The organism is Streptomyces sp. NBC_01591 (assembly GCF_035918155.1).
Classification (GTDB): domain Bacteria; phylum Actinomycetota; class Actinomycetes; order Streptomycetales; family Streptomycetaceae; genus Streptomyces.
The window spans coordinates 6,702,166-6,719,059 of sequence record NZ_CP109327.1; the positions used below are offsets into that span (position 1 = coordinate 6,702,166).

Sequence of the window (16,894 nt, forward strand, 5' to 3'; positions counted from 1 at the left end):
CCTCGGACAGGCGGTTCCGCAGTCCAGTTGACGAGGACCGGGGCATGGCCGAATAGGACCGATCCGAGTCTCGAAGCTTTCCATTCCCGCTGTGGAGGCCACGGCTTTCACGTAACAGGAGGTGCCGGGACCTCCGTAAGATCTACCATTCGCGAGCTGACAAGGGGGAGCTTTGGGCTGGCGCGAGGAGATCACCACGGCGGTCGACGAATGGATCGCCGTGGAAGGGGGAACAGGTCAGCGCCCGCGGTGGCGAAGGATCGGCCGCGCGGCCCGGGCCGGCGAGCCGGGCGGCTATGCCGTGGATCTGCGCGGCACCGAACTCAACCCCGACCAGCTCGAAAGCCTGCGTCTCGCCGGGCCCGAGGAATCGGGTGTGGAGGCCGGCTTCGCCGTCACCGAAACCATGCAGAGCGGTTCGTCGCTGACCGTCAAAGTCGCCGAATTCGCGGACCCGGTCGATCCCTTCCTCTGGGTTCTGCAACAGCCCCCCACCTTTCTGCTGGAAACCCTGAGAGACGGCATCGCCGGGTTGGGGGACACTCCGCTCGGTAGCCTGCTTGCTTCCGGCAGCCCCGCCGGAGAGCCTGCCCGGACCGAGGTACCGGCCGGCCTCTTTCCCGAGCAGGAGGAGGCGTACAGGGCCTGCCTGGGGACCGGCGTACGCCTCGTGTGGGGGCCACCCGGCACAGGGAAGACGATGGTGCTCACACTGGCCATCGGCGATCTGATCGCCGCGGGCAAGAGGGTCCTGCTCGTCTCCGCGACCAACATCGCCGTGGACAACGCCCTGAAGGGCGTCATGAGGGGACGCCGCCACAGCCCGGGCGACATCGTCCGCGTAGGCCCGCCCCAGCTCAAGGAGATCGCCGACGACCCGCAGGTGTCCCTTCCCCTCATGGTCCGGGCCCGGCTGGCCGACGTCGAGAGTCGGCGTGCCCGGGTGTCAGTGGAACTGCTGGGCATCCGAAGCCGCGCGGAGGACCTGTCGGAGCTGGAGGCGAGCCTCGTACGGTTCGATGCGGAGGTCTATGCGGAGGCCAGGGCTCTGGTGACCGAGCCGTTCGGCGATGCGGCGTCGCGCGATGTACGGGTGTCGGAACTGAAGAAGGCCGCCCGGGAGGTCGGCCAGAGCCTGGCGGCAGCCGAGCAGGACCTGAACAGGGCGCTGAAGGACCGGGACGACGCCGAGGACTCCCGCCACCTCTGGAAGCAGGTCGACGCCCTCCTCGACGAGGCCGACGGGGTGGAACACGCTGCCACGGCAGCCGAGTCCGCCGCTCTTCAGAGCCAGGAGCGGCTGCGCGAGACGCAGCGCGACCTGCGCGAGGTCGAGAACCGGACAGGGCTCGCCAAGCTGCGTTCACGAGCTGAGCGAACCGATGCCCAGGCCGCGTGCGGTGACGCGGGGGTCCAGTTCCGAGAGGCACACGACCATGCCCTCAAGGCCCGCGACATCGCGGATCGCCGCCGGGCCCAGATCGCGGTCCAGGCCGAGGAGATGACTCGGGCGATCCCCTTCTCCGACACCGAGATCGACCGACGTGACAAGGCGGCGCGCGGCGCCGCCACCCACCACCGGACCCTGACCCGGTCCCTGGGCGAACTTCGCACGGCTCTCGCCACGGCCGAGGACGAAGCCGGACGCGCGCACCTCGCCGAGACGCTCATCGCCACCGCCGAGGAACAGGGCTGGCCGGCCCGGCACGGGAAGGCCGCGGCCCTGCGTCCCATCGTCGCCTCCGAAGCGGCTCGGAAGGGCCCGCTGGAGGAGCGGTACAAGCAGATTCAGGAGGAGTACGAGCGCCTCGCCCGCGACGCGCAGGGCGAGATCATCAAGAACGCCCGTCTCGTCGCCACGACCCTGGCCCGCTTCCGTACCAACCGGCATGTCTTCTCCGGTCACTACGACGTGGTCCTCATCGACGAGGTCGGCGCCGCCTCTCTGCCCGAGGTCCTGCTCGCCGTCTCCCACGCCCAGCAGACGGCTGTGCTCCTCGGGGACTTCATGCAGCTGGGCCCGGTCGTTCCCCGAGCGCTGAAGGACAAGAAGCGCCCTGACATCCAGCGCTGGCTGGTTCCGGACGTGTTCCAGCACTGCGGTATCACCGACCCGGCGGCAGCGCGGACACACCCCGCCTGTACGACCCTGGTGACCCAGAACCGGTTCGGCCGTGCCGTGATGGGCCTCGTGAACGGCCTGGCCTACGGCGGTGTGCTTCAGGCCGGCCCCGTCGTACGGAGCCCCAGGAGCCCCGAGGATCCGGAGATCGTCCTTATCGACACCGACGGGCTCCACGAACTCGCCCATGTCCATCTCACGGGCCCGAGCAAGGGCTGGTGGCCCGCGGGCCCCCTCATCTCCCGGGCCCTGATCGATCTGCACGGCGGGGACGGCGAGACCACGGGCGTTGTGACCCCGTACGGAGACCAGGCCGAGGCCACGTTGGAGGCACTTCGCGACATCGAACGGGATGGTGGTCCGAGCGCCGAGGTCGGCACCGCGCACCGGTTCCAGGGCCGGGAGTTCCCCATCGTCGTCTTCGACACCGTCGAGGGCGAACACAGCCGGGCCGCTGTGGATGGCGAAGGCATCGCGCGCACCGGAGGCGAGCGACTGGATGCGCAGCGGGATCAGGCTGTTCAACGTGGCCATGACCCGCGTACAGACTCGTGTGTACGTCATCGCGAGCGGCACACGCATCCGGGAGGTGGCACGGAAGGCGCCGGACTCCCCGTTCGGACAGCTGGACGCCCTCATCGGCACGTCCGGAGTGCGGGTTCTCCCCGCCAAGTCTCTGATCACGCCGCCCGAACTGAACGTGCCACGCGGGGAGTTCGGCGACCGTCTGGCGGAGGTCCTCTCGCGGCACGTGGAGGTCAGTGATGTCGACGACGAGACGACGTTCTACGCGTCCTTCGTCGCAGCCATCAGAAGCGCGCGGACATCCCTGTGGCTGTGGACCCCCTGGGTGGCCAGGCGCGTCCGGATGATCCTCCCGGAGCTGCGCGCGGCGGTCGACCGGGGTGTACGGGTGACCGTTTTCGTCCGCGACCCCAGTGACCAGCTCCAGAAGAAGCCGGCGAACCTGTCTCTCGTCGAGGACCTGCGTGCGGTCGTCCACACGGTCGTCCCGATGCACGTCATGCATCAGAAGATCGTGGTCGTGGACGAAAAGACCGTGATGCTCGGCAGCCTCAACGCCCTGTCGCAGAGCTGGACCCGCGAGGTGATGGTCACGATGCGCGGCGCCTACTTCGCCCGCAAGATCCTCACTCACGAGCATGCCGAGATCTTCGCCCGCCCGCCGAAGTGCCCCCGGTGCGGGCAGGACGACATCGAGATCAGGCGCGGTGCGAAGGAGAACTGGTACTGGCGCTGCTACAACAGCCAGTGCCCGACGGGCGGCGGCAACAAGGCATGGAAGAAGGACATCGACCTCTGGCGCCGCCCGGGCAGCGTAAAGCGGTAGCTCACCGCGAGCTGCGCGGGACGCCCTCCTCCAGGCGCTTCCGGCCGATGTAGCCGATGCGCACACGGCCCTCCTCGGTGACCACCCGCAGGTGGATGCGGCCGGGCCTCGGCCGGAACCGGGTGTGGAGGCTGAACAGCCGCTTCTCCCCGTCCGTGTCGGTGAAGTTGCACAGCCCGAGTCTGATCCGGGTGTCGCTCTCGGGGACTACCTTGATGGGCCAGACAGGTTCCGAATCGCCGGGCTTCCAGGCCTCGGCCGCCGCATTGAGCGAGAGAAGCGCAGCCCGGACCGAGGGCACGGAGACACCCGGGAGGTTCCTCAGGTCGTCCTCCACGCCAGGGGCGAACTGGAGCGAGGCGAAGAGACTTTCGCGTTCCTCCCACAGCTGCGCGCCGGAGGTGACGGCGTTCGCCGCGCTCTCGCGTATCCAGTCGGCGTGTTCCGCCACGTGCTCGGGTGTCGAGGCGTGCCGGACCTCCGCGCTGTCCTCCTGGACCTCGTCCTCGTCGACGAGGACGTACTCGACACTCAGCCAGGAGGCCTCCCAGGGCCGGGCGGTGGGAAGGCTGACGGCCAGCGTGTCCATGAGATGGGCGGCGGCGAGCCCGAGAACCCGGTCGCCGTCGTGACGGTACTCGACCTCCTGATCCTCGGGAGGGGCCGGCAGCACCGTGGAGTGCGGGGACTTGCGGTTGAGCAGCCGCATGAACCGCCAGTGGTCGCGGTTCTGGCTCTCGTTCCGCCACTGGGCGAGGTAGTAGCCGGGAGCGATCTCCAGGTCCTCCAGCCGGACCTCACTGACGAGACTCGCCCCGTTGTCCACCCGCCTGACCGCCTGGCAGACCTTCACGAAATCGCGCATGGCCTGCCCGGCCTCGTCCTGCGAGCAGTCGGAGACGCAGGATTTCTCGTTGAAGAACATGAGCACCATGAAGCGCCCCCCTTTGTGGCTTCCGGAACTGACAGGCGGGCGGTCAGCCCAACAGCTGGTCGAGCGTGTTCTCCGACTCGTCGAAGAAGCCCTCCGGCCATTCGGAGAGCGATCCGTCCTCGGCAACCGTCGGAGTGACGATCTCCACGCCGGCCCCGTTGCCCCGGAAGAAGTGCACCGCCGTATCCCCGGCCGCGAGCCGCCCCTGCTTGACCGCGAGCCGGGTCCCGTCGAGTACGTGGTCGCTGTGGGTCTCGACGACGAGCTGCGCGCCGGCGGACGCCGCGGCGGCGATGAGGGAGGCCATACGGGACTGGCCGCGCGGGTGGAGATGGGCCTCGGGGTTCTCCAGCAGGATGAGGCTGCCGGGCCCGGCGGTGAGACACGCCACGACGATGGGGAGGGCGTACGTGAGACCGAAGCCGACGTTCGTCGGGCGTCGACGCCGGGTGGAGTCCAGGCCGGCGGTGCCGCCGAACCCGAAGCTGAGACGTACCGAGTCGATCCCGGGAATCTCCGAGGCTTCGAGGTTGACCCCGGGGCACAGCTCCTGCATCCACGCGACGACCTGGTCGAGCAGGGTGTGGCCGTCGGCCTCCGGGTGTCGGAGCGGGTGGCCGTCCGGTACGACGTCCTGCGCGTGGTGCCGCAGGAAGTTGACGGCGTGCTCGCCGCGTGCCCCGAGGAAGCCGCGGCCGATCGCCTGATGGTGAGACCGGGGATAGGTGGTGGCCGGCGTGATCCGGTCGGCCTTGAGGTACTGGAAGCGCCGGGAGAACAGGGGCACGTCACCCCAGTCCGCCGGGCGGGTGGAGCTTTCGAGCGGCAGTACGTCCTGCTCCGGCGCATACCGGACGGACCAGGAGTACGACTCCTTGTCGGCAGATTCGAACACGATGGAGATCAGCGGGTCCGTGCCCGGCCGCTCGGTGGTGAAGTCCTCGTGCAGGAGGTCCTGGCCCGTGCCCAACTCCACGAGGTCACCGTCGAGGAGGAAACCCCCGTGGCTGTCGGTGTCCCCGTCGGTGGACATGAGGATGCCCGAGTCGTACGACTGACGGAGCAGCGCCAGGGACTGCAGGACCGTGCTCTTGCCCGAGGAATTGAGGCCGGTGAGGAGCGTGACCGGGGCCAGCCGGATGTCGGCGGACCGGAACGCCTTGAAGTTGGTCAGCGACAACTGTTCGATCACTGGTTGCTGCCCCCGTTGGTCTGCAGGACGGTGCGGAAGAGTTCGCGGACCTTGGCGAAGCGGTCGACCACCTTGACCCGGTCGCCGGTGCCCACGGACACGGCCCGCTCGAAGTTCCGGTCGGTCATGAGCTGCTGGAAGCCCTCGACCACCTGTTCGCGGGACGCTACCAGCGCAGATCGTTCACGGTCCGAGAGAACGGCCAGATTCACGGAAACTGTCTCGAAGATGGCCTTGTTGACCGGTGAGCGCCGAGTCTGACCAGGGAACTGTTTACGGAAGGCATGACCTTCGAAGATCTCCTCAGCCGTGATCATGGCCCGCCGGAAGTCGTGGGCGTGAGCCTCCCGCTCGTCCTCGGTGAGGCGGTTGACCTGGCGCATGGTGAGAGCGAGGAACTGGTCGAAGTCCTGGCTCCTGAACAGGTTGGGGTCGGTGAGCCGGAAGGCGAGGTAGCGCAGCACCATCTCGCGGTCCGCCATCCGCTCGCTGTAGACGCCGTAGCTGGTGGCCGAGGCGAACTCCGGCGATTCGGCGAGCGAGGACAGGAGCTGCCGTGCCGGGCCGGGGACGAGCGCGTGCCGGATCTCCTGGCGGGTCAGCGGGAGGCCACCGGTGTTGATGCGCGCGAAGATGTTGAACTTGACCTCTTCCGGAGTCCCCGGACGGATGAGGTGGACGACGACCTGGCTTTCGTTCAGGCGGATCTGCATGCGCCCCGACAGATCGTCGTACCCCTTGCCCTCGAAGTCGTCCTTGAGGTACTCCAGTCCGCGCAACTTGAGCGGCCCGGAGTCTATCCCCGCCTCCGCCAGTGCTTCGGGGGCGATGAACCGTGCGATGGCGGTGAGGCGCTGGATGCCGTCGACGATGGCCCAGGAACTGTCCTGGGCCCATGAGCTGTCGGTGAGTTCGGAGGCGTAGAAGGAGGGGATGGGGATGCGCAGGAGCAGGGACTCGATCAGCCGGCTCTGCTGCTCGTCCGACCAGATGCCCGCTTTGCGCTGGAAGTCCGGGGCGAGATCGATCATCCCGTTGACCAGCCGGGAGATCAGCAGGTTGATCGTCGGGTTGAGGGTCTGGATCTCGATTTTAGACGGGTCGTACGGTGCCGTGATCCGGTCGTCCGCGCTGTCCGGCTCCTCGTCGGGCTGCTCCAGCTCGACATCGGTGCTCCGCCCACCCGCCCCGATCTCCACCAGGAAGCCCCCGCTGTCCTCGGCGGACGCATCGTCCAGATAGCGGCCGTACAGGGACAGCTGGTCCTTCGGCTGGGGTGCGCGGTTGCTGCCGCTGTCCTCCGGTGACATGTCTTCGTGTCCGTTCCCTCGTAGGAGTGGCTTCCTTCCACCGTGACCGTCACATCGTAGGTCGCTGTACCTTCGGAGCCCGGTGAGAGGCGGAGCTGGTGCTGGGGAAACGCTATGACCAGCGTGTGCTGGTGCTCGTCGAGGTACGGGGGGAGCAACGCGACTGGGACGAGGCGGAGCGGGTGTTCGACCAGCGGGGCTGGCCGGTCGTCACTGGGTTCACGCGTGGTGAGGGCGCGTCGCGGGGGGTGCTGCGCGAGGCACCCTCGGCACGGCTGTACTCCGTCGAGGTGCGGTTCTTCGGAGCCCGCAACCGGCGCACCGAGCGGGCGGCCGCCTGGCGGGTGGAGCAGCTGGCACGGTCGGCCGGTCTGGAGATGTACGCCCGGCGCTGCGAGCTGGTGGACCGGGATCGGGAGCAGCTGACCGGATGGCGGGCGCACACGGTTGATCACAGACCGCCTCGCGCACCCGCCCCGAGGCCACGGACGTGGATGGCGAGATTGAGCCGAGCGGCCGCAGTGTCACGTGCGCGCATTTCGGAGAGGTGCGGCTACCGCGACACCGGAATGGTGGTCACGGGTACGGCATCGGAAGCCCGTCGGCTCTCCCGTATGAACCTGCCCGGAGGTTCCGCTCCCGGGACTGCCGTCGATGTACGGCCGTTCTACGGTCGGGAGCGACGCCACATCGTGCCGCGTCGCGAGGAGGACGGCCTGCGTCGTGCCTACCTGGTCGTGGCCTGGCTGCTCGCCATGACCTTCTGTGCGGCGGTCGCTCGGCAGCAGAGCGGTGTGTGGGTATGGGGGTGGACCGGAGCCGCGGCACTGTGCTTCGTCGGAGGCGCCAGGTCGGCCTACGGCATGTTCGCAGCCGGCGGCCGCGTGGCGAGCCTCCTGATGTTCGGTGCGGTGGCCGGCTACTTCCTTGTCGTCTCCAACGGCGCGGACCTGGGGGACGACAGGGGCTGGACCCCGATGCAGATGCTGTCGATCTTCGCAGTCACGGCGACGATCGGAGGGATCTGGCTGCTGGTCCGCCAGTGGACGTGGGGTGAATGGCTCGCCTGGGCGGCGCCGCTCGTCTTCACGGCTGCTGTGTCATTTGTGGTGGCCTCCGGATCGGTGCTGCACGCGCTGTACGCGGACAGTTTCGGCGTGACACCCGATGACCTCGACGTCCCCGGGATCTGGCAGGCCGCGTCGGCGCTGAAGCTGTTGAGCCTGCTCAGTTATGCCCTGTTCGTCCCGGCCCTCTGGGGCATCGCGAAGCACGTGCACGCACCGTTCGTCAGCCCCGTCGAGCGGCTGGGGGTTCCGTTGTACGTGTGTACCCAGTTGACCGTGGTGGTGGTGTGTGGGCTGGGGGCGCTGGACTCGGCTCGGGAGGCGGTGGAGGACTTCCGTACGGCCGCGGTCCGGAAGACGGCGCCGCCTTCGTACTTCGGGGTGGAGCCGGAGTGGATGTGCGTCGAGCCGACGGTTCCCGCAGCGAAACTCGGCAGCCGGGGTGGTGTTCTGAAGCCCGAGCATCCGTACCTGTCGTTCGGGGAGGCCGGAGGAACGGTGTCGCTCTGGGACGAGCCGGCGGGCACGGCACTGCAGATGCCCGCCGAGCAGGTACGCCTCGTTCCTGCGGCCGACGGCCAGGTCCAGTGCACCTTTTCGTACGGGACTCTGCCGAAGGGCGGCTGACCTCTGTCAGTCCGGGGGGGCCCTCGTCGGGTTCGAAGAACGACATCTGGTCCCCGAGCCGCGCCGGCTTCGACTTGCCGGCCTTCGAGGGAGTGGCGGGGGCACGCTTCTTGGCCTGGCGTTTACCGGCCTTACGGGAGTGGGCGCGCCGTTGCCGCTCCCGTACCGTCTCCCCGGGGTGGCGGCCGTCCCCGAGTTCTGCCGCGATGGTGACGGAGTACCCCTCCAGGGCGCGCTCCGACCCCAGGGCGAGCAGTTCCTCCCGGGACGTGCCCACGGTCCCGGCCAGGCCGTGCTTGACGAGCTCGACGAACTGGCTGTTGATCAAGTGCCGGTCGGCGTAGGAGTAGCCGAGGCGTCTGCCGCCGTTCGGTCCCCGGGTGCAGTCGTCCTGGAGGAGCAGGCGTACGTAGGACAACGGGAGGTACATGCCCGCTGCCGGACCGCCGGGGTCGGCCTGGGCGTCCTCCGGCCAGTAGGCGAGCTTAAGGAAACAAGGATCGCTGCCCAACCGCCAGTCGTGAGGAGCGTGGGGCGGCCTGCTGGCCTGCGCCACGGCCTCCAGCCGGTCGAGCTGGTCGCGCAGGCGGTCGTCCACGTACACCCAGCGCTCGACGGAGGGGAGGCGTTTGTACTGGACCATCACAAAACTTCCGGTGGCCTCGTGGTAGTAGATCAGGTCGCTGCCCAGCCGTCCCTCAACGGGAGTGGCGTTGACGTTGGCGACTTCGATGTACCGCCCTTCGTGTTCGAAGACGTGGATGTCGCAGCGGAAGTCCGGGCCGTCCCAGGGCCGGAGGAGCCTCGGGCCGGGCATGGAATGGGCGGCATCGTGCTCGATCAGACTCTGTTCGGTGGGTTCGGGAATCAGCCCGGCGAGGTAGGTGTCGTGGGGACTCGGGGGCCGGAGCCATGCGCTGAGAGGGGCGAGAGGAAACTCGCCGATGGTGAGCGCAAGACGCGCGGAGTCGTATTGCTCCTGCCAGGAGCGGTCCTCGACGCGGGAACTGTCGAAGGGGGCCTGATCCGCGACGCTGGTCAGACGGTCGAGAAGCTCGGCGAACCGCGGTCCGAGACCGCGCAGCGCGGCGACGAGGCGCTGACCGAGCTCGTCGGGGAGTACGGCGACTTCGCTGGAGAGCATGGGGGTGAGGTCTGCGGCGTCCTCCCGGGACAGCGATGCTGTCACTGTGGCCAGCTCCACCGGCGCGGGACTGCGCCACAGCGGTTCCACCCTGATCAGGGCGTCCCGGGTGGCGACCTTTCTGCCCTTGGGGTGTTTCACCACGCCGAGCCAGCGCAGCTGGTAGGCGGGGCCGGCGGTGCCTGACGCGGGACGGATGCGCGCGAACACGAGCGTGACCTGGGGAGACAGGTCTCGTGGCCGCATGGACGAACCCATGGTCTTGCCCATGAACTGGTCTAGTTGCAACTGCCAGTCGATGTCGTCGAGTTCTTCTGCGGAGAGGGAGATTGCGTAGACCACGGACGGCAGCGTATGGGATCACCGGTCTGGGGGAGTGCTGATCTCCGCCCAGACGGTCTTGCCGGGGGCGGCTACGCGGGGTGTGGTGCCCCAGTGGGTGGCGAGGGCCGCGACGAGGAGCAGACCACGGCCGGCCTCGGCGTCCGGCGTAGGGGAGGCGAGGACGGGAATCCGCTCGGTGCGGGTGTCGGTGACCTCGATACGGATGGTCGTGGCGTCTGCGTCGACGGTGAGGCGGACATGGAAGTCCCGGCCGGGGACGTGGCCGTGGCGCACGGCGTTCGCGGTGAGCTCGGCGGCGAGGAGGGTGACGGTGTCGTTGGCGGTCGTGTTGTAGGGATGGCCCCACTCGTGGAGACGGTGCGAGACGAGGCGCCGGGCGAGCCGTGCGCCGCGTGGGGTGGAAGTGAAACGCATGTCGAACTCCTGGGCGGGGGCATTGGGTTCGTGCGTGGGCTGGGTGGGGTGAGTTGTGGACTTCATGCCGCCAACGGTGGCGTTGCGTGAGTAACGTTGACCAGGAGTGACGCGCGGACGGGTGCGGGTTGTATGCGTCGGTGCGGAGGGTGTCGGCGGTGCGGGGCGTGACCGGCGGGACGGCCGGGGCGTTGGGCGTGGGAGGTGCGGATCATGGACGATCGGGAAGCGGAAGCCGGGTACGAGGCCGAGCAGGGGGCGACGGGCATCCTTCAGGTGTTCGGGCGGCAGCTGAAGCGGTTTCGGGAGTGGGCGGAGCTGGACCGGGCGGAGTTCGGGGCGAGGACGGGGTATTCGGCGTCGACCATCGCGGCGTTCGAACAGGGCAAGCGGATCCCGCCCGGGAAGTTCATCGATCAGGCGGATGAGTTGCTGGGTGCGCGCGGCATCTTGAAGGAGATGAAGGAGGAGGTGGCGCGTGCTCAGTACCCGGCGTTCTTCCGGGGTGCGGCGAAGCTGGAGAAGGAGGCCGTGGAGCTGCACGTGTATGCGGCGCAGGCGGTGCCGGGGCTGTTGCAGACGGAGGAGTACGCGCGGGCGGTGTTCGCGATGCGGCGGCCCTTGTTGGATGAGGCGACCGTTGAGGAACGGGTCGCGGCCCGGCTGGCCAGGCACGAGATTCTCTCCCGCACGCCGATGCCCACCATCAGCTTCGTAATCGAGGAGTCCGTGCTGCGTCGCCCGTTGGGTGGGAGGGACGTGATGCGGGGGCAGTTGGAGCACCTGCTGCTGGTGGGACATCGCCGCAACGTTGAGATCCAGGTGATGCCGACAGAGCGTGAGGACCACGCTGGGTTGGCGGGCCCGTTCACCTTGATCGAGACGAGGGAAGGGCGGAGGATCGCCTACGTGGAGGTGCTCAAGGACAGCCGCCTTCATACGGATCGGAACTCGGTGCGGGAGATCGAGGAGCAGTACGGGCTCCTCAGGGCGCAGGCCCTCACTCCGCGCGAATCGCTGGCCGTCGTCGAGAAGTTGCTGGGAGAGACATGAACGTCGAAGAGTCTGTGCGGGCCGTGCCGGAATCGGCCTGGTTCAAGAGCAGCTACAGCAGCGGCGAGGGAGGCGAGTGCGTGGAGGTGGCGAACGTCGTTGGTTCGACCCACGTACGCGACTCGAAGAACAGGGCCGGGGCTGTGCTGAGCTTCGACGAGGAGCAGTGGGCGGCGTTCGTCGCCTTCACGTCGCACTGACCTGTACGACCAAGCGGGCCGTGCCAACCTCGGTTGGCACGGCCCGTTCGTGTTCTACGCGTCGGCCTTCACAGGTGGTGTCCACCGGCCGGCAGCGATCTCCGCGTCGAGCCGAGCGGAGAAGTGCGCGTGCGCGGCCCGCATCTCGGTCTCGCGGTCGGCCTTGTAGAAGGGGGCGGTGTACCCCTCGGGCGGTGGGGTGGTGGCGGGGCTTGCCAGATGGTCGAGGAGGGCGCGATAGTCCTCCTTCGTCTGGGCGTGGCCGTAGGTATTGAAGTCCCCCGCGATCTTACGGCCGTTGGCGTCGAAGTAGGTCGCCGACTCGTAGTTGTACAGCTGCGGGTAGCGGGACTTGAAGATCGCGACGAGTTGGTCCGCAGCGATACCGAGCCAGACGGCGACCAGGGCGTCGAGCTCTACGAGCGCGGCGCGGCGCTCGTACTCCGTACGGAGCGGGGTGGCGTACTCCCACGTCGGCTTGAGGTCGGCGGCGAGGGGGCTCAGCCGGGGCCAGTGGGGATTGGCCCAGTCTTCGTAGCCCGCCCAGCGGAGGTCGAACAGTTCCGCCCAGAGGGGGGCGTAGTGGATGGTGAGGGCGTTCATGCGGAGAGTGCGGAGGAGGAGCGCGGCGGCTAGGGGGTGCTTCGGGTCGGGGGCCGGCATCTTGGTGGCCTCGACGACCTGGAGGTCCGAGCGGCCGGTGATACGGAGCAGGTAGTCGAGCGGCAGTGTCGCCCAGAAGCCCGCGTTGAGGGCGGTCAGACGCCCGTCCGCCAAGGCTGCCGAGTGCACGGCGTGGACATGGGCGGGGCCGGGCGGGATGAGGGCGGCCTGGAGGCTGCGGCTGGTGTTGAAGGGGATCATCCTCCGCCAGGCCAGTCGGAAGTGCGAGGTGGACGGTGCTCCACGCCAGGAGTCCTGGGCCGTGAGATACGTGGTCTCGTCCGTGGCTCGCACATAATTGGTCACCGGAACGTAGTCCTCGGACAGCTCCGTCGTAGCGAGCAGATCCCAGTCCCTGTTGCTCCGACAGGGGATTCTTGGCTCCTTGGAGCAGGGAAGCGCTGCCGCGAAGTGTGGCCCCTGGAGGATGACGTCCGAGAGAGACGGGACAGCCTGGTTGCCCCAGCGGATCAGCCCGTCCTTCCTTGCGGTGGCTTCGTGGTATCCACTCGTGATCAGCGGCTGGTAGTCGGCCAATGTGCCGTGATGCCCGGCCAGCGCCTCAATGGCCCCTTGCTCGCTGCGCAGGACGGGGTACAGCAGGGGAGTCTGCGCCGCTGGACCGGTTGAGCCCGTCAGAGCCTGCCAACTGGCCAGCAGATCCGTGTCCACATGCACTACGCGTTCGCGATGCGGTCGGATGTCCCACGAGCCGTTGTGCTTGATGCCGGGCGCCTCGCCGTGCCCGTCATGGGCCAGTGATGCGGGCAGGGCCTCCGCGTCGCGCAGTTCGCTGAGGTGAAGGAAGTCGGGCTCGCGAGACCGCCCATAGATGTGCATCGCGAATTCCTGTGCGCGGTCGAGGTCTTCGAAGGCCCAGTTGGCCGAGTTGACGAAGTGGGCGTGCACCCGCAGATGCCGGTACGCGGCCCCCCGGATCAGGCCCTCTCGCACGCCGCCGAAGTGTGTGTCCGGGTGGATCAGCCCCGCGCTGCCGCGTTGCGTCGCGTGCCGCCACACCTGCGCCATGAATGCCCGGTAGAGATCGCCTTGGGTTCCTACGAGCATGGGATACACGGCTGGGCTGCCCAGAGCAGCAACGAACCCGGAATGAACCGCCAACTCATCAAGGAATGAGGCCCGGCTGCCCTTGTCAGCGCTCAGCACCTCGTCCCTGCGCAGCCGCCACTCAGCCGCTCCTGGCTTCTCCGCGAGTACGAACCAAGGCTCTGACTCCGCCAGAACCAGATCTTCCTGCCAGCGTGGACGTACCCATGGAGGGTTCCCCACCTGCAGGTCATACCCACCCCGCTTAAAGACCTGCGCGTACTCCAACTCCCAATGAAAGAACCCCTGCTGGGTGGCAATGTCCTTCGACCGGGCCGCCCAAGGGAACCGGGACTCCAGCCAATAAGACCGATCCATCCCCATCAAGTCCGGCAGCGCATCCTCATACGGCGTCAGCTCCGTAAGCGACTCGAACTCCGCGATCAGCGACTCCGCCGGCACATCCTGCGTCCCCAGCAGCGACTCCGCGAAATCCAACCAGTCGTCCAGGTTCGCCAGCGGGATCACCTCGCGGCGCCGATCAGCGATGGATTCCTTGCGGCGGCCCATCCGGCGCTTGGCCACGGCCTCCTGGGTCAAGGACAGCTGCTTGGCTTCCGTACCGAAACCGGGGAGGGCCTCCTCCTCCCAGGACATCAGGACACTGGCGCTCTCGTCCTCGTCCTCCGCCCCCGAGACGGCCACCTCGTACGCGGCCGACTGCTCGGCCAGCTCCGCCGCCTGCCGGTAACGAGGATTCGTGCCATTCAGCAGCGACGCCTCCTGGACCGGCCAGAACCACAGTGCGCACCACGCGTCCATCAGCGTCTTCAGCCGCCAGTACGGGGTGTCGACCGCCTCAAGGTCCGCCAGGACCTCTTCTCTCTGGACCGCCTCCACCGGCTGCCGCAGCCACTCCGGCTCCGTGCCCCAGACGTCGATCTTGCGGCTGATGTCCCGCTCGGAGATCTCCAGGCGGCGGACCACCAGCTGCCACAGGTACTCCGCCCGACGCGCAAGCCCTTGAAGCCGGGCCGTCTGCTTCGCGCTCGGCGACTTCGTGATCGCCTTGCGCCAGGCGCCGAGCGCCTTCGCCTCCTCCGGGGCCAGGGCCTTTGCCTCCTTCTCGGCGGCGACCGCGCCCCACTCCTTCGCCGGGAGCAGGAAGTGGTGGACCGAACCGGACGGCAGGCCCGACCCCGCATCCTTGAGGGGGAAGCGTTCCGGCGTGGCGCCCAGCCAGCCGCCCTTCTTCAGGCGTTCCGGACCGTAGATCTCGCGACGGCCGCCGATCAGGGAGTTGCCTCGCCGCAGGTGGAGGCCGAACCACGGCGCCTCCATGCCCGGGTGCATCGTGTTCAGCCACAGCGAGACCTCGGCCAGTTCGACCGCCGTCGAGTTGAGGTCCACGCCGTACGAGTTGTGCAGCGCGATGTACGCCTTGGCCTTCTGGAGCTCCACCGGGTGCTGCTCGGTGTCGATCGCCTGGCCGGTCTCCTCCTGGCGGCGGCGCAGGTACTCCGCCGCGACCTGGTTGATGGCCTCGTTCAGGAACGCGCCCGAGCCGAGGGCCGGCTCGCAGATCTTCCAGTCCAGGAGTTCCCGGGCCTCCGTGACCGTGTCGTCCTGGTCCAGGCGGTGCTGCAACGCCAGCTGGACCGTGACCTTCGTCAGCGATTCCGGCGTGTAGTACGAGGCCGAGGTCTGGCGGTCGCGGCCCGAGAGACGGTAGACGAACGAGCCCGGTCGGTACCGGACCCGGACATCGGCGCCCGTCTCCTCGTCCCGGCGGCACACGAAAACGGAATCCGCGTACTCGTCGGCCTTCGAGGACGGGATCAGCCAGGAACCGTCCTTCGGGTCGCCGTTCTTCGCGACCTCGTACAGTTCTTCGCCGGCGATGAAGCCCGCGTACGACATCAGCCCTTCGTACACGGCGCCCAGCTGGTTGATGCCGAGCTGCGCGTACGAGATGAAGCCGCCTCGTTCGCCCTTCCTGCCCCGGGTGAGCATCAGCTTCCGCAGGACCTTGTACAGGGTGGCGTTGCGGAGCCGGGTGTCCAGGTAGCGCGGGCGCTCGTCCGAGTCGTCGTCGTGGCGGGGGTCCTTGACCGACTCCGCGCCGATCAGGCGGATCGACTCCGGTTCGAAGAGCTTCGAGTGGAGGGGTTCGAAGCGGAGGCCGACGTCTTCGGAATCCTTGGCGCTCACCCCGTGCGTGCGGCGCGGCCGGTAGCCCTCCTGGACCTTGCTGAAGAGCAGGTCCAGGGACTCGTACAGGTACACGCCCTCGCGGGCCTTCTCGCCCACCAGGTCCCGCTCCGCGACGAGCTCGCCGAGGCGGCCGAGGCCGTACCCCTGGTGGTATTCCGGGTAGTCCGACGGCAGGATGCCCAGCTCCGGGCGGGCCTCCGCGTACAGGAGGAACAGGATGCGGTACAGGTAGCGGAACGACTCGCGGGCCAGCTGCCGAGAGAGTTCCGGGAGTTCCTTGACGTCCTCCAGGCGGACGCCGTCATGGCTGGTGATCCGTTCCAGGACCTCGTTCGCGATGAGTTCCACCGACTCGCGCAGGCCGTCCCGGAGTTCCGACGAGACGCCCACCGCGTGCTTCGTCGACTTGTCGATGAGCCCGGCGAGCGGGTTCTCGCCGCCCTCCTCCGGAGTGCGCAGCGAGTCCGCGCCGAACAACGCGGCCAGGGTGTCGAGTTCCTGGCCGTCCTTGGTGTTGTTGCGGTCCAGGGCCGTGTCCAGGGAGGCCGCCAGGTAGCGGCCCTCACCCCACGCCGCCCGGTCCGCGAGGACGATCACGCCGCCGGCGAGCAGCAGCACGTAACGCGGCGCGTCCTCGCTTGCGAAGAGGAACGAGGCCAGCTTCGAGCCCGTACGGAGGGAGTTGGACGCGTCCAGCTGTACGGGGGTGAGGAGGCGGCCGGGGCCGTCCGGGTCCAGGGCCGCGTCGGGTTCGGCAGCCCAGCCGCAGTCGACGGCCACCAGGCCCGGTTCGGCGTGCGCGACGGGGATCTCGTACGTGTGGTCCGCCCGGGACACCGTCAGGGTCTGGGGCTTGGCGTCGTAGCCGAAGGCGCGGAGAACGGAGGCATTGAGGGAAGTCGCGCGCTCGCGCCACTCGGGTGCGTCGTACGTCGTCGCGTCGTCGGGCGTGACCGCCGCCTCCGCGAAGAAGGCGCGGGTACGGAAGTACGGGCGGCGCAGGGCGCGCAGACCCAGGCGGGGCGTGACCGGGAGGGCGTCCGGGTCAGGTTCCTGCTCGGAGTCAGAGAACGAGGACTTGGCCTCCTCCTCGCGGGTCTTCCAGGCCGCGAGGAGCCCGGACTTGAGGTCCTTCGGGAAGACCTCGGCCAGGTAGTGCGCGGAGAAGTAGTCACCGCGGTTGACCAGGGAGTCGTACGTCATGGGGATTC

Annotated in this window: 11 protein-coding genes; 6 read left to right on the forward strand and 5 right to left on the reverse strand. The window is 68.4% G+C overall.

What is annotated here, in order from left to right:
• Positions 1-172 precede the first annotated feature (172 nt).
• Together OG978_RS30845 and OG978_RS30850 are read left to right on the forward strand one after the other, a co-directional pair.
• Complete coding sequence (locus OG978_RS30845) at positions 173-2,887, forward strand: DEAD/DEAH box helicase (protein ID WP_326768325.1); 2,715 nt, start codon at positions 173-175, stop codon at positions 2,885-2,887.
• The gene (locus OG978_RS30850) at positions 2,874-3,473 is read left to right on the forward strand and encodes a phospholipase D-like domain-containing protein (protein WP_326768326.1); all 600 of its coding nucleotides are present in this window, start codon (positions 2,874-2,876) and stop codon (positions 3,471-3,473) included. Before OG978_RS30845 ends, OG978_RS30850 begins: the two co-directional genes overlap by 14 nt.
• Position 3,474: 1 nt before the next feature.
• Here OG978_RS30850 and OG978_RS30855 read toward each other — a convergent pair whose 3' ends face one another.
• From OG978_RS30855 to OG978_RS30865, 3 genes are read right to left on the reverse strand one after another with little or no spacing between them, the layout of a single operon-like run.
• Positions 3,475-4,407: a hypothetical protein gene (locus tag OG978_RS30855; protein WP_326768327.1), complete on the reverse strand. Its 933-nt coding sequence runs from the start codon at positions 4,405-4,407 to the stop codon at positions 3,475-3,477.
• A gap of 43 nt (positions 4,408-4,450) precedes the next feature.
• Complete coding sequence (locus OG978_RS30860; protein WP_326768328.1) at positions 4,451-5,599, reverse strand: AAA family ATPase; 1,149 nt, start codon at positions 5,597-5,599, stop codon at positions 4,451-4,453.
• On the reverse strand, positions 5,596-6,909 hold the full coding sequence (locus OG978_RS30865) for a DUF262 domain-containing protein (protein WP_326768329.1): 1,314 nt from the start codon (positions 6,907-6,909) through the stop codon (positions 5,596-5,598). Before OG978_RS30865 ends, OG978_RS30860 begins: the two co-directional genes overlap by 4 nt.
• A 98-nt stretch (positions 6,910-7,007) precedes the next feature.
• On the opposite strand from OG978_RS30865, the gene OG978_RS30870 reads away from it, so the two are divergent.
• Together OG978_RS30870 and OG978_RS30875 are read left to right on the forward strand one after the other, a co-directional pair.
• On the forward strand, positions 7,008-8,603 hold the full coding sequence (locus OG978_RS30870; RefSeq protein ID WP_326768330.1) for an NnrS multi-domain protein: 1,596 nt from the start codon (positions 7,008-7,010) through the stop codon (positions 8,601-8,603).
• Positions 8,604-8,895: 292 nt separating this feature from the next.
• A complete protein-coding gene (locus OG978_RS30875; protein ID WP_326768331.1) occupies positions 8,896-9,933 on the forward strand; it encodes a hypothetical protein in 1,038 nt (345 codons plus the stop codon).
• Between the two features lie 174 nt (positions 9,934-10,107).
• On the opposite strand, the gene OG978_RS30880 is transcribed toward OG978_RS30875, so the two are convergent.
• Positions 10,108-10,572, reverse strand: a complete 465-nt coding sequence (locus tag OG978_RS30880) for an ATP-binding protein (protein ID WP_326768332.1) — start codon at positions 10,570-10,572, stop codon at positions 10,108-10,110.
• Between the two features lie 147 nt (positions 10,573-10,719).
• On the opposite strand from OG978_RS30880, the gene OG978_RS30885 reads away from it, so the two are divergent.
• Together OG978_RS30885 and OG978_RS30890 are read left to right on the forward strand one after the other, a co-directional pair.
• Complete coding sequence (locus tag OG978_RS30885) at positions 10,720-11,559, forward strand: helix-turn-helix domain-containing protein (RefSeq protein WP_326768333.1); 840 nt, start codon at positions 10,720-10,722, stop codon at positions 11,557-11,559.
• On the forward strand, positions 11,556-11,759 hold the full coding sequence (locus tag OG978_RS30890; RefSeq protein WP_326768334.1) for a DUF397 domain-containing protein: 204 nt from the start codon (positions 11,556-11,558) through the stop codon (positions 11,757-11,759). Before OG978_RS30885 ends, OG978_RS30890 begins: the two co-directional genes overlap by 4 nt.
• 54 nt (positions 11,760-11,813) lie before the next feature.
• Here the strand turns inward: OG978_RS30890 and OG978_RS30895 are convergent, their stop codons facing one another.
• Positions 11,814-16,886 carry a class I SAM-dependent DNA methyltransferase gene (locus OG978_RS30895; protein WP_326768335.1) on the reverse strand — a complete coding sequence of 1,691 codons (5,073 nt, stop codon included), beginning with the start codon at positions 16,884-16,886 and terminating at the stop codon, positions 11,814-11,816.
• Between the last annotated feature and the right edge of the window lie 8 nt (positions 16,887-16,894).